The sequence below is a fragment of the Corallococcus exiguus genome, assembly GCF_009909105.1.
In the GTDB taxonomy this organism is placed as follows: domain Bacteria; phylum Myxococcota; class Myxococcia; order Myxococcales; family Myxococcaceae; genus Corallococcus; species Corallococcus exiguus.
Window position 1 is genome coordinate 252868 of the sequence record NZ_JAAAPK010000006.1, and the last position, 13774, is coordinate 266641.

At 70.1% G+C, this 13774-nt stretch carries 9 protein-coding genes; 8 read left to right on the top strand and 1 reads right to left on the bottom strand.

The annotated features are described in order from the left end of the window. Positions 1–122: 122 nt before the first annotated feature. Positions 123–782: an MBL fold metallo-hydrolase gene (locus GTZ93_RS24425; protein WP_139918944.1), complete on the bottom strand. Its 660-nt coding sequence runs from the start codon at positions 780–782 to the stop codon at positions 123–125. A 106-nt stretch (positions 783–888) separates the two neighbouring features. Here GTZ93_RS24425 and GTZ93_RS24430 point away from each other — a divergent pair, with 106 nt between their 5' ends. The 8 genes from GTZ93_RS24430 to GTZ93_RS24465 all read left to right on the top strand — a co-directional run bounded on the left by GTZ93_RS24430 (position 889) and on the right by GTZ93_RS24465 (position 13774). Continuing rightward, positions 889–1602 carry a hypothetical protein gene (locus tag GTZ93_RS24430; RefSeq protein ID WP_139918946.1) on the top strand — a complete coding sequence of 238 codons (714 nt, stop codon included), beginning with the start codon at positions 889–891 and terminating at the stop codon, positions 1600–1602. A 289-nt stretch (positions 1603–1891) separates the two neighbouring features. After that, positions 1892–4273, top strand: a complete 2382-nt coding sequence (locus GTZ93_RS24435) for a DNA gyrase/topoisomerase IV subunit A (protein WP_186820062.1) — start codon at positions 1892–1894, stop codon at positions 4271–4273. A 10-nt stretch (positions 4274–4283) separates the two neighbouring features. Then, a complete protein-coding gene (locus GTZ93_RS24440) occupies positions 4284–6215 on the top strand; it encodes a DNA gyrase/topoisomerase IV subunit B (RefSeq protein WP_139923661.1) in 1932 nt (643 codons plus the stop codon). A gap of 94 nt (positions 6216–6309) precedes the next feature. Beyond that, complete coding sequence (locus GTZ93_RS24445) at positions 6310–7773, top strand: PEGA domain-containing protein (protein WP_315967345.1); 1464 nt, start codon at positions 6310–6312, stop codon at positions 7771–7773. A 28-nt stretch (positions 7774–7801) separates the two neighbouring features. Further along, on the top strand, positions 7802–9010 hold the full coding sequence (locus GTZ93_RS24450) for a PEGA domain-containing protein (protein ID WP_139923587.1): 1209 nt from the start codon (positions 7802–7804) through the stop codon (positions 9008–9010). A gap of 48 nt (positions 9011–9058) precedes the next feature. Beyond that, on the top strand, positions 9059–11545 hold the full coding sequence (gene sppA, locus GTZ93_RS24455; RefSeq protein WP_139923589.1) for a signal peptide peptidase SppA: 2487 nt from the start codon (positions 9059–9061) through the stop codon (positions 11543–11545). 298 nt (positions 11546–11843) lie between these two features. Next, positions 11844–13448, top strand: a complete 1605-nt coding sequence (rho, locus tag GTZ93_RS24460; RefSeq protein WP_161663026.1) for a transcription termination factor Rho — start codon at positions 11844–11846, stop codon at positions 13446–13448. 59 nt (positions 13449–13507) lie between these two features. Then, entirely contained in the window at positions 13508–13774 is a 267-nt protein-coding gene (locus GTZ93_RS24465; RefSeq protein WP_120600129.1) for a hypothetical protein, read from the top strand.

Here is a 13774-nt window from a genome sequence, read left to right on the forward strand (position 1 = left end):
CCCCTCAAGCCAGGTGGAAGCCCTCTTCCGGGCTTCCCTCGCTTGAGTTTACTTCAAGACTGTCGTGGGTGCGCCCGTACGCGAAATATCCGAGGGTGTCAGAAACGCCCGGACGTGGAGAGTCACCGCCGCGGCCGCATCCGGAAGGCCACGAACGAGGCCATGTCCGGGAAGCCGAAGTACGGGTTCTTCTGGCGGATGGCCTCCATCTGGGCCACCGGCACGTCCGCGTAGTCGTGCCCGGGGTACAACCGCGCGGTGTCCGGCACCTTCGCCAGCACCTGCGACAGCGAGCGGTACATGTCCTCCGGGCTGCCACCCGGGAAGTCGCACCGGCCGCACCCGTTGATGAAGACCGTGTCCCCGGACACGAGCGCGTCCTCCGCCAGCAGGCAGTGCGACCCCGGCGTGTGCCCGGGCGTGTGCAGCGCATGGAACGTGCGCGCGCCCACCGGCACCGCGTCGCCCGCCCTCAGGGGCTTGAGCGCGTCCCCACCCCGCTTGCGCAGCTCGCTGGAGAAGGCGACCTCCTCCGCCTGCGCGTACACCGGGACGTCATGGCGCGACAGCAGCTCCTCGAGGCCGTTGATGTGGTCGCCGTGGCAGTGCGACACGAACGCGCCCACCACGCGCTTGCCGTCCTGCGCCACCGCCGCCTCGATGGCCGGCACGTCCCAGGCCGGATCCACCACCACCACCTCCGGGCCGTCCTGGGGACCCACGAGGTAGACGAAGTTGTCCATCGGTCCGAGCTTGAGCTGACGCACGTACGGCGTGGGCATGGTTGTCCTCCAGACGGCCACTCTACGCCCCAGGCTTGCCGCCCCGGGGCCAGTTCCCTTTGAATGCCACTTTTTGATGCCCCACGCCGTCAGGAGGTCCAAGTCCGTGAAGCGCCTGCCCACCCTGCTCGCCTGTTCGCTGCTGGCCAGCGCGTCCGCCTCCGCCGCGGGGCGGTCCACCTCGACCTTCCGCTACAAGCCGTCACCGGACGATGAGCGCCCCGTCATCGTGGATGCCACCATCGGTCCCCAGGGCAGCGACTTCGCCATGCGCCTGAAGTTCAACAAGGACCCCTTCGGCGAGGAGTGCAAGCAGCGCTGCGCCAACATCACGCTCTTCCTGGACACTGACTCCAGCGTCCAGTCCGGCCTCCACCTGGCCGACAAGAAGGCCCCGGAGAACGGCGCCGACCTGGCGGTCGTCATCCAGGGCGTGCGGGAGTACAAGCGCCAGGACGCGCCTCCAGAGATGACCCTGCGCGTGAAGATCCGCCAGCTGAGCTCGGACGCCACCAGCGCGGACGCGGGCGAGCTGCTCGCGGACCTCAACAACCGGCAGGACCCGGAGCGCATCCAGACGGACGGCACCACCGTCTACCTGCTGGTGGACGCCACCAGCGCGCTGCTGCCCTCCGCCCGCAAGGTGCGCGTCATCTACCACCCGCCGGGGAGCAAGGCCCTCACCGCCACCATCAATGGGATGGCCGGTGGCGGCTCTGGCCGGGGCGTGCAGATCTTCAAGAGCGGCCGCGGCTGGGGCCGCGCCCCTGACGCGGAGGGCAAGAAGCCCCGCGCCAACCCCAACGGCGACAACGGCTAGTCCCAGCAGCCCGCCGGCCAGGCCCTGCCCCCACTCCCCTCGGAATTCCGGGGGGTTGGCGGTGGGTTTCAAGCAGGCACAGGACTGTACGGACGTGCAGAAGTTCCGGGCTGGAGCCGCTGCAACCTCCCGAATTCGTTCTCAATGTCAGAGGCCCATGGTAGTCCGGCCCATCTGACGTCGAGGGTCCCACCCGACTGGTAGTCGCAGCGCGCACGGCGTGACGCCCCGCGCGCTGCGTCACGCCCGGCCGGTCGGCCCGTGTGAAACCCATCTGGATTCCATGACCATGCTCGCAGAAGCCGAAACGAAGTCGCGCAAGAAGCAGGGAGGCCCGGCAGGGGGCGGAGGAAAGGGAGGCGGCGGCGGCGGGTCCGGCGCTGGTGGCGGGGACAGCCTGCCCGCGGGCCTGGCCGAGGAAGCGCGCCGCCGGTACCTCAACTACGCCCTGTCGGTCATCACCTCCCGTGCCCTGCCCGACGTGCGCGACGGCCTCAAGCCGGTGCAGCGCCGCATCCTCTACGGCATGTGGAACGACCTGAACCTGTCGTTCGACACGAAGTACCAGAAGTGCGCGCAGGTGGTTGGCGCCATCATGGGCCGCTACCACCCGCACGGCGACACGGCCATCTACGACGCGCTCGTGCGCATGGCGCAGGACTTCTCCCTGCGCTACCCGCTGGTGGACGGCCACGGCAACTTCGGCTCGCTGGACGGCGACTCCGCCGCCGCCTACCGCTACACCGAGTGCCGCCTGGAGAAGCTGGCCACGGAGCTGTTGGGTGAGCTGGACAGCAAGACGGTCCGCTTCCGCCCCAACTACGACGGCACCCGCGACGAGCCCGTCGTCATCCCGGCGCGCGTTCCGCAGCTGTTGATGAACGGCACCACCGGCATCGCGGTGGGCATGGCCACCAACATCCCGCCCCACCACCTGGGCGAGCTGGTGGACGCGCTCCTGGCGCTCATCAACGACCCGGAGCTGCAGACCAAGGACCTGCTCAAGTGGATCAAGGGGCCGGACTTCCCCACCGGCGGGCAGATCCTCAACGACAAGAAGGAGCTGCGGGACATCTACGAGACGGGCCAGGGCTCCGTCCGCATCCGCGGCGAGTACAAGATGGAGGAGCACAAGCGCGGCGGTCAGATGATCGTCGTGACCTCCATCCCGTACACGGTGAACAAGTCCACGCTCGTCGCGAAGATTGGCGAGCTGGTGCGCGAGCGCAAGCTGCCCCTCATCACCGACGTGCGCGACGAGTCCACCAAGGACGTGCGCATCGTCATGGAGCTCAAGAAGGACGCCAACCCCGAGCTGGTGATGGCGTACCTCTACAAGCACACGCCCCTGCAGACGAACTTCGGCGTGAACCTGACGTGCCTCGTGCCGTCGGACAACCCGGACGTCGGCACGCCCAAGCGGTTGGACCTCAAGTCCATCCTCCGCTACTTCCTCGACTTCCGCCTGGAGATCGTCACCAAGCGCTTCGAGCACGAGCTGGCGGAGCTCAAGCGGCGCGTCCACATCCTCGAGGGCTTCGAGAAGGCCTACGACGCGCTGGATGAGATCATCCGGATCATCCGCCAGTCGGAGGGCAAGCAGGACGCCGCCCAGAAGCTGATGGCGCGCTTCAAGATGGATGAGATCCAGGTGGACTCCATCCTGGAGATGCGCCTCTACAAGCTGGCCCGCCTGGAGATCCTCATCGTCCAGAAGGAGCTCAAGGAGAAGCGCGCGGAGATCAAGCGCATCGAGGGCATCCTCAAGGACGTGAAGAAGCGCTGGTCCGTCATCCACGACGAGCTGACCGGCCTCAAGGCCGCGTACACCGACAAGCGCCGCACGCGCATTGGCGGCGCGGGCTCCGAGGAGATGGAGTTCTCCGCGGAGGCGTTCATCGCGGACGAGGACGCCCACGTCGTGATTACGCGCGACGGGTGGATCAAGCGCGTGCGCGAGGTGAAGGACCCGTCCACCACCCGCCTGCGTGAAGGCGACGCGGTGATGGCGGTGCTCGCCGGCAGCCTGAAGGCGAACCTGGTGCTGTTCAGCAACTTCGGCACCGCCTACGTCACCCGCTTCAACGACATTCCAGCCTCCACCGGCTACGGCGACCCGGTGCAGAAGCTCTTCAAGTTCGACGACGGCGAGCGCGTGGTGGGCGCCCTGTCCCAGGATGCCCGCATGCACCAGCCGGAGAAGCTGGTCGCGGTGACGCGCCAGGGCCTGGGCCTGCGCTTCCTGCTGGCGCCGCACACGGAAGTGTCCACCCGCGCCGGCCGCCGCTACGCGAAGACGGGCGAGGGCGATGAAATCATCGGAACGCAGCCGGTGGGCGACAAGGACCTGCTCGCCGTCCTCACGGAGAAGACCAACGCCCTCGTCTGCAAGGTGGCGGAGGTGAATGAGCTGGCGGGCCCCGGCAAGGGCGTCCAGGTCATCAAGGTGGACGCGGGCGACAAGGTGGTGGACTTCCTCGCGGCGCCGGCCAGTCGGAAGGACGCCGTGCTGGAGTTCGAGACACAGAAGGGCCGCAAGCTGCACCTGTCACCGGCGAAGTTCAGCGTGACGGGCCGCGGCGGCAAGGGCCACGAGATGTCCAAGCGCGACACGGTGAAGGAGGTGGCCAAGCCCATCACCTTCGTGCCGCTGCCGGAGAAGAAGGAGTAGCGGGAAGGCCATGGCGACCAAGAAGGAAACCTACACAGGCGCGGACATCCAGGTCCTCGAAGGCCTGGAGCCGGTGCGCAAGCGCCCGGCCATGTACATCGGTGGCACCGACAGCACGGGCTACCACCACCTCCTCTGGGAGATCGTCGACAACTCGGTGGACGAGGTCATCAACGGCTTCGCGTCCCTCATCGAAGTCACGCTCCACAAGGGCGCGAAGTCCATCACCGTCGTGGACAACGGGCGCGGCATCCCCGTGGACATGATGCCCAAGCACAAGAAGCCCGCCGTGGAGGTCATCCTCACGACGCTGCACGCGGGCGGCAAGTTCGAGCAGGGCAACTACATCCACTCGGGCGGTCTGCACGGCGTGGGCAGCTCCGTGGTGAACGCGCTCACCAGCAAGCTGCTCATCGAAATCAAGAAGGACGGCAAGCGCCACGTGCAGTCGTACGCGCGCGGCAGGGCCACCAGCGCCCTCAAGGTGGAGGGCCCCGCGCGCGGCACCGGCACGTCCATCACCTTCGAGCCGGACGCGGAAATCTTCGGTGAGAAGCAGAAGTTCGACGCGGCCCTGGTGCGTGAGCGCCTGGAGGCGAAGAGCTACCTGCACAAGGGGATGACCGTCGTCTGGAAGGACGAGACGGCCACGCCCGCCGTGTCGGAGACGTTCAAGCACGACGGCGGCATCGCCGAGTACCTCACCAAGGTCGTGTCGGAGCGCCAGAAGCCCATCGTCCCCGTGGGCGGCACGCCGTTCTACTACTCGCGCGACAACGAGGTCCGCCTGGAGGTGGCGCTGGCGTGGACGGAGGCCACGGACGAGCACATCCGCTCGTACGTCAACGGCATCCCCACGAACCTGGGCGGCACGCACGAGGCGGGCTTGAGGGCCGCCATCGTCAAGGCGATGCGCAACTACATCGAGACGCACGGCCTGACGCCCAAGGGCGTGTCGCTCACCGCGGAGGACATCCGCGAGGGCATCACCGCCATCCTCTCCGTGTACGTGGTGGAGCCCCAGTTCCAGGGGCAGACGAAGGGCCGCCTCAACAATTCGGAGACGACGGCGCAGGTGGACAGCGCCGTCCGCCCGGTGCTGGAGAAGTGGCTCAACGACAACAAGTCCATCGCGGAAGCGCTGCTGGCGCGCATCATCCTGGCCGCCCGCGCGCGTGAGGCGTCCCGCGCGGCCTCCGCCGCCATCAGCCGCAAGTCCGCGGTGAGCCACCGGCTCAACCTCCCCGGCAAGCTGGCGGACTGCTCGTCCACGGACCCCGCGTCCAGCGAGCTGTTCATCGTGGAAGGTGACTCCGCAGGCGGCTCCGCCAAGCAGGGCCGCGACCGGCGCACCCAGGCCATCCTCCCCCTGCGCGGCAAGGTGCTCAACGCGGAGCAGGCGTCCACCGACAAGGTGGCCACCAACAAGGAGCTCCAGGACATCGTCAGCGCGCTGGGCTGCGGCATCGGGTCCGACTTCGACATCACGAAGCTGCGCTACGGCCGCGTCTTCCTGCTGATGGACGCGGACAGCGACGGCCACCACATCGCCACGCTGCTGCTCACGTTCTTCTACCGGCACCTGCGGCCCCTGATTGAGGCGGGCGCCGTGCACATCGCCCAGCCGCCGCTGTACCGGGTGGACATTGGCAAGGAGACGTACTGGGCCCTGGACGAGCCGGACCGCGACCGCATCATCCGCGAGAAGGCCAAGGGCAACGCCAAGCCCAACATCATGCGCTTCAAGGGTCTGGGCGAGATGACGGCCGACGAGCTGAAGACGACGACGCTCGACGCGAAGAACCGCATCAGCCTGCGCGTCACCATCGACAACGCGCTGGAGACCGACCGCATCATCAATGACCTGATGGGGAAGGACGTCTCGGCGCGTTACAAGTTCATCACCGAGATGGCGGGCGAGGTCCAGGAGTTGGACGTCTGAGAAAGTGGAAGTCCCCGCACACCCGGGACGGGTTCACCCGTCCCGGGGAGGCATTGGTCTTCCGCCCCGCTGGTCGGCTAGCATCCGCCGAATCGTGAACACCACCCGCCTTGCCCTGACTGTCGCGCTCGCCTGCATGCTGAGCGCTCCCGCCGCCGACGCCGCCACCAAGCGGAAGTCCGCCGCGAAGAAGAAGCGCCCCGCCGCCACCAAGAAGGTCCCCGCGGCAGAGCCCGAGGACACCTTCACGCCTCCGGATGAACCGGCTCCCGACTCGGACGTGCCCGTCGCGCCCAAGGCGGCCGCCCCGGCGCCCGTCGCTCCGGCCACGCCCGCCGCCCCGAAGAAGCTGGTGGACGTTCCGGCTCCGGCGCGCGCGGCGACGTCCAACGCGGTGGCCATCTTTGGCGTGGCCCGCCAGTCGGCCGCGACGGACTCCGCGGCGAAGCTGGAGGACACGATCACCCGGCGGCTGGGCAGCGCGGGCGACGTCCAGTTCGTGGACCTGGCCACCGCCTTCCCGCCCCCGGAGCCCCAGGGCAACCCCCGGGCTGACGCCCTCTTCGACGAGGGCCGCGCGGCGTACGACAACCTGGACCCGGACGCCGCCGCGGCGAAGTTCAAGGCGGCCGCGGAAGCCTACGTGCAGCGCCCCGGCGACCTGCGCCCGGAGAAGCTGGGTGAGACGTACCTTTTCCAGGGCGCGTCCCAGCTGCTCAACGGCGACGTGGCGGGCGCGAAGGCGGCCTTCACGAACGCGCTCCTCGCGGAGCCTTCGCTGCGCCCGGACGCGGGCCTCTTCGGCCAGGACGTGCAGCGGGTGTTCTCGGAGGCGCAGAGCGATCTGAACGCACAGCCGCAGGGCACGCTGGTGGTGAACACCCAGCCGCAGGGCGCGCGAGTGCTGGTGCGCGGCCGCGACGTGGGCACGACGCCGCTGTCCGGCGCGAAGCTGGCCCCGGGCCGCTACCCCGTGCAGGTGGTGCTGCCGGGCTACGCCCCGTTCGCGACGTACGTGGAGGTGAAGCCGTCCGCCCCCACGGAGCTGAAGACGAAGCTCGGTTCCGCGCCGGGCCTGTCCGCGCTGCGTGACGCGGCGACGAAGGCCGGCACGGAGGCCGCCTTCGACGCGAACGGCACGCCCCCGGAAGTGGGCGCCATCGCCGAGCGGCTCAACGCGCGCTACGTGGTGCTGGCGGCCACGTTCCAGGACAAGAAGGGCCGGCTGCACGGCGAGGTGCAGGCGTGGGACGTGCGCACCAAGAACCGCCTGCGCGGCGTGGAGGTGGACTTCGGCAAGCGCGACGGCAAGGGCAGCGCTGACTTCGCCGCGGACCAGGTGCACACCTTCCTGACCGGCGCCGCGCTGCCCCAGGGCCGCGAGGACGCGTCGAAGGAGCCGCTCGTGTCCAGCGACTCCGTGCTGCGCAAGCCCTGGTTCTGGGCCGCGGCGGCGGGCGTGGCGGCCGTGACGGCGGGCGTGGTGTACGTGGCCACCACGGACCGCGGCCCCGGCTTCAACCCGGTGAACGGTTTCCCCGGTGGAATTTCCTTCTAGCCCGGGCGTCAAGCGCACAGGACTCCTCATGAAAGCCCTTCCGCTCGCGCTCGTGCTGCTGCCCGCCCTGGCGCTGTCATCCTCGCCACCGGCGGGCCGCATCTCCGCGCTGCTCATCCCCATGGACCCGTCGTCCGAGTCCTCGGGGGTGCAGATGGAGAGCTACCTGAACGACGCGCTCGGCAACTTCCCCAGCTACTCCGTGCGCAAGCCGCGCGACCTCTTCGGTCTGCCGGACGACCCGTCCGCGCAGGCGTCCTTCCAGCGCGCGAAGAAGGGCTACGAGGAGAGCGTCAAGGCCTTCGAGGCACGCGAGTACGAGGACGCGGAGCGCAAGGTGCGCGCCACCCTCAAGGAGCTGGACGGCTCCGTCGCGGCCATGACGTCCTGCTTCCCGCTGTGCGACGCGCTGGCGTTGCACGGCGCCATCCTCCAGCTGCGGGGCGACGTGGAGGAGGCGAAGCTGCTGCTCATCGACCTGATGGCGCTCAACCCCACGTTCGAGCTGAACCCCAAGCGCTTCAGCCGGGACTTCATCAGCCTGCGCGTGCAGGTGGCCACCAGCCGGCCTTCGCAGCTGCGCGGCAGCGCCACCTTCAAGTCCCGGCCCGCGGGCGCCCGTGTGTACGTGGATGGCGAGCCGGTGGGCTACACGCCGCTGACGCTGCCCACGCTGCCGGTGGGCAAGCACCTGGTGCGCATGGAGCGGCCGGGCTTCCGCCAGTTCGGGCAGATCGCGGAGGTGACGCCGGACGACGTGGACGTCGTCGCTTCGCTGGCGCCCACGGCCACCTACAAGGCCTACGACGCGCAGCTGGACAAGGTGATTCCGGACGTGTCCCGCCCCAGCGACAAGCCGGCCAACGCCATCGTCTCGCTGGGCAAGTCGCTGAGCCTGGACCGGGCGATGGTGGGCACCGTGCGCGTCATCCCGGAGCGGGGCACGGAGCTCGCCGTGGGCCTCTTCGACGTGAAGAGCGGCAAGCGCCTGGGCTCGCGCAAGCTGGTGCTCCAGGGCGACGAGTACGGACAGCTCAAGTCGGAGATGGAGCGCATCGTCAACCAGCTCATCAACAGCGAGGGCGAACAGGTCCTGAAGAAGCGCGACCCGCTGGACAACCGCAGCGGCGCGGAGGACTGGGGTTCGGAGGACCGCGGAGGCAACTCCCGACAGTCCGTCAAGAAGCACTCCGGGGATGATCCGCTGGACGACGTGTCGGGTACCGAGGACTGGTAACACGCGGCGCTTGTCCCGGGACGGCTCGCACCTAGAGTCCCGGTCCGTATGCGCCACCTGCCGCTGCTCGCCCTCCTCCCCAGCCTCGCGATTGCCCAGACGGGCGCCGTCGACCGCGCCCCCGTCCCGCCCCTGGGCATCACCCTGCCGCCCACCAACGCGGCGCTCATCGACGAAGCGCCCGCCCTGTCCCTCAACCCCGCCGGCCTGGGGTTCCAGGACGCGGGGCAGCTCTTCTACCTCCACGAGCGAAACCTCCAGTCCGACTCCGTGGGCGACGCCGTGTTCCTGGGCGCGCGCCTGCTGGGCCTGGGCGCGGGCTTCTCCCTGGAGTGGATCCGCGGCCAGAACGCGCCGGACTACCGCAAGACGTCCTTCGGCCTGTCGCTGGGGCCTCGCACGCTGCAGCTGGGCGCCGCGCTGCACGACTTCAGCAGCTCGGATGACCCCCGCATCAGCGGGCTGACGAGCTGGGACGTGGGCCTCACCGCGCGCCCCTTCCGCTTCCTGTCGCTGGCCGCGGTGGCCAAGGACCTGAACGCCCCGGAGCAGGACGGCCTCAAGCTGCAGCGCCGCTACAACTTCGGCCTGGGCCTGCGCCCGCTGGGTGAGCGCTACACGCTGGGCGTGGACTGGATCTTCGCGGAGGGAGGCTTCCGGGAGGGCCTGGCCACGTACACGCTCCAGGCGGAGGTGGTGCGCGGCCTGAGGCTGGGCGGCGGCCTGTCCCACGGCTTCGTCAGCGGCATTCCCCTGGCGCTCCAGTTGGCGGCCACGGTGGACCTGGGCCACGCGGGCCTGACGTACGCGGCGGGCGGCGCGGGCAACGGCCTGGACCACGTGCTGCAGGTGCGCCTGTCGTCGGAGCGCTACCGCTCCCTGCACGGCGGCGGCGGCGTGGTGGCGCTGCTGGATTTGGACGACATGCTGGCTGGTGGCGTGAGCCCCGCGCTGGCCATCCTGGGCGTGAGCGAGGCGGACCCGTACCTGCGCCTGATGAAGTACCTGGACCTGGCCACGCGCGATGAGCGGCTCAAGGGCGTGGTGGTGAAGATGGAGGGCCTGCCCGGCGTGGGTTGGGGCACGGCGGAGGAGCTGCGCCAGTCGCTGCTCAAGCTGCGCGAGGCGGGCAAGAAGGTCGTGGTGGTGATGCTGTCCGGAGATGACCGCAGCTACCTGGTGGCGTCCGCGGCGGACAGCGTCTACGCGTTGACGGAGGCGTCGCTGCCCATCAACGGCCTGTCCGCCACGGTGACGTCGCTGGGCGGCACCATGGAGAAGCTGGGCGTGACGTGGGACGTGGCGCGCGTGGGTGAGTACAAGACGGCGATGGAGCAGTTCACCCGCTCCGACATGAGCCCCGCGGAGCGCGAGACGCTGGACGCATACCTGGACTCCCAGGTGACGCACTACGAGAAGGCCGTGGAGGCCGGGCGCAAGCTGCCCCCGGAGAAGCTGCGCGCCGCGTGGGCGCAGGGCATCCTGTCCTCGAAGCGGGCGCAGGCGGCGGGCCTGCTGGACGGCGTGGTGTCCGCGACGGAGCTGGACGCGCGCGTGGCGGAGTGGTTCCCGGGCATGCGCTTCCACCCGACGTACTCGCCGCGCGAGGAGCGCGAGGACCGCTGGGGTCTGCGCCGCCGCATCGCGGTGGTGCCGGTGCTGGGCGACATCACCGGGGGCCGCAGCCGCGAGGACCCGCTGGGCTTCGCGCAGCTGGCGGGCGCGGAGACGGTGGTGCGTGCGCTGCAGGAGGCCCAGGAGGATCCGTCCGTGGTGGCCATCATCCTGCGCGTGGACTCCGGCGGCGGCGACGTGCTGGCCTCGGACCTGATGTACCGCGCGGTGCTGGAGGCGAAGAAGCACAAGCCCGTCATCGCCTCCATGGGCGACGCGGCGGCCTCCGGCGGCTACTACGCGGCGGTGGCCGCGGACGAGGTGCTGGCGGAGCCCACCACGCTGACGGGCAGCATCGGCGTCTTCTATCCGAAGCCCGCGCTGGAGGGCCTGGGCACCAAGCTGGGGGTGAACCAGGAGACGCTCAAGCGCGGCGACATGGCGGACCTGCTGGAGTGGTGGAAGCCGTGGACGCCCGAGCAGCAGGCCGCGGTGCAGACCTGGGTGGACGACTCCTACGACACGTTCATCACGGAGGTCGCCCGCAACCGGAAGATGGACAAGGCGAAGGTGGACGCCGTGGCCCGCGGCCGGGTGTGGAGCGGGAAGGACGCGCTCGCCCGGGGGCTGGTGGACGGGCTGGGCGGCATGCCGGAGGCCGTCGCGTCGGCGCGCAAGCGCGCGAAGGTGCCTACTTCGGAGGAGCTGGACCTGGACGTTATGGGGGACGCGCGCGGCTTCCTCTCCGGGCTGGGCGGGGAGCCCGGCGTGCACGCGCTGGCGGGGCTGCTGCTGCCCGCGCTGCCGGAGCGCCCGCCGGAGGCCCTGTCCGAGCTCGCCCGGGAGGTGGGGCTGGGTTCGCCCGAGCTCCTGCGCCCCGGTCTGAAGGCCATGATGCCCTTCCGCGTGCGCATCCGCTGAACGGCCTCCCGAGGTGCCCCCAAGCTCCGGAGACGCCTCCTGCCCCCCGGGGAGGTCTCCCGGTGGACAGGCCGCGCACACGGGCGGCGAAAATGCGGGCGCCCCATCCGGGCGCTCTGTTAGGGTGGTCAGTGCCTCCCGGCCGGCGCTAGGGCCGTCGGGGGGTTTCAGGAACCGGCGGTTTCGGCCTTCTCGCAGGCCCCGCGTCCGGCTTCCTGTCCCAAAACCTGCTTCCTGACGTCCCCGGCGGGCCCGCTCAAGGCCGCCGCCCTCAAAGGGCCGTCACGCGTGGAGCCCCATGAGCGAGAATTCCGACAACCCCGAGACCCGCAACCCGCCGCCCCCACCCGCGGCCGCCCGTCCTCCCCCGCCCCCCGAGGCGGACGATGACGGCGGTGACGACGAGGGCGACGAGGGCCCCGACGACGGTGAGGCCTCCGCGGGTGGCGCTGGCCAGAACGGCGCCCCCGGAGCCGCTGGCCAGGGCGGCCGCCGCCGCCGTCGCCGCCGCCGCCGTCGTGGCGCGCAGGTGCACTTCACCCCGGAAGGCCAAGCCTACCGCATGCAGGCGGGCCCGGACGGCCAGCAGGTGCAGGTCTTCCTGACGCCTCAGGAACTGGAGCAGTACCGCCAGCGCCAGGCGCAGCAGCAACAGCAGCCGCCCCAGGGCGGCGGCCAGCCGCAGGGCCAGGAGAGCCGCCCGCAGGACGGCGGCCAGCCGCAACCGCCACCGCAGCGGCACGAGCACCCGCGCCATCAGCAACAGCCGCGCGGCGGCGGGCACGCCCAGGGCGCGCCGCAGCAGAACCTGGCGCCCGTGGAGGGCGTGCTGGACACGGAGTCCAAGGGCCCCAACGCGTTCCTGCGTCAGGTGAAGCGCAACCTGCTGGCGTCGCCGGACGACCCGGAGATGCCGAAGAACCTGGTGCAGAAGCTGCGCCTGCGGCAGGGCCAGTACCTCACCGCGTTCGCGCAGATGCGCGGCCACAAGGGCGTCATCCAGAAGGTGGACACGGTGGACGGCCGCCCGCTGGAGGGCGCGCCCCGGCTGCCGCACTTCGCGGACCTCACCTCCGTGGACCCCACCGAGCGGCTGAAGCTGGAGAACGGCCACAAGGAGATGGTCACGCGCGTGTTGGACCTCATCGCGCCCATCGGCAAGGGTCAGCGCGCGCTCATCGTCGCCCCGCCCAAGACGGGCAAGACGATCATGCTCCAGCGCATCGCGCAGGCCGTCATCCAGAACCACCCGGAGTGCCACGTCATGGTGGTGCTCATCGACGAGCGCCCGGAAGAAGTGACGGACATGCGCCGGAGCATCAAGGCGGAGGTCATCGCCTCCAGCTCCGACCGGCCCACGGGTGACCACCTCAAGGTCGCGGAGCTCGCGCTGGAGCGCGCCCGCCGGCTGGTGGAATCCGGCAAGGACGTGGTCATCCTCCTGGACTCCATCACCCGCCTGGCGCGCGCCTACAACAAGGAAGTGGACAGCTCCGGCCGCACCATGACGGGCGGCGTGGACAGCCGCGCCCTGGAGCGCCCCAAGCGCATCTTCGGCGCCGCGCGCGCCACGGAGGAGGCGGGCTCGCTCACCATCATCGGCACGGCGCTCATCGACACCGGCAGCCGCATGGACGAGGTGATTTTCGAGGAGTTCAAGGGCACGGGTAACTCCGAGGTCACCCTGGACCGCCTGCTCGCGGAGAAGCGCATCTTCCCGGCCATCAACATCCCCCAGTCCGGCACGCGCAAGGAGGAGAAGCTCTTCACCCTGCGCGAATACGAGAAGGTGAAGAAGCTGCGGCAGATGCTCTTCTCCGTGAAGCCGGTGGAGGCCATGGAGGCGCTCGTCAAACGCCTGGGCCGGTACACCTACAACGACGAGTTCTTCGACGAGATGTAGTCCCCGGGAAGCCCGCGCGGGGGTGGTGTGGCGAGCCCTGGATTGCGTAAGGTGAGCGCATGATTCAGGGCTCGGGCCGCTGCCACTACCACCCGGACCGCGCGGGCCTGGGCGTCTGCGTGGAGTGTCGGCGCGTCATCTGCCGCGAGTGCACCACGCAGTTCGAGGGCATCAACCGCTGCGCCAGCTGCCTCGAGAAGCGCCGCAAGGCGCTGGAGGGGCCGCCGCCCCGGCGCGAGTGGAGCGTGGCGCACGTGGTGCTGGCGCTCGTGGGCGTCGTGCTCGTGTGGGGCGGCGTCCTGTTGGCGGCGCACGCGGTGGGCTAG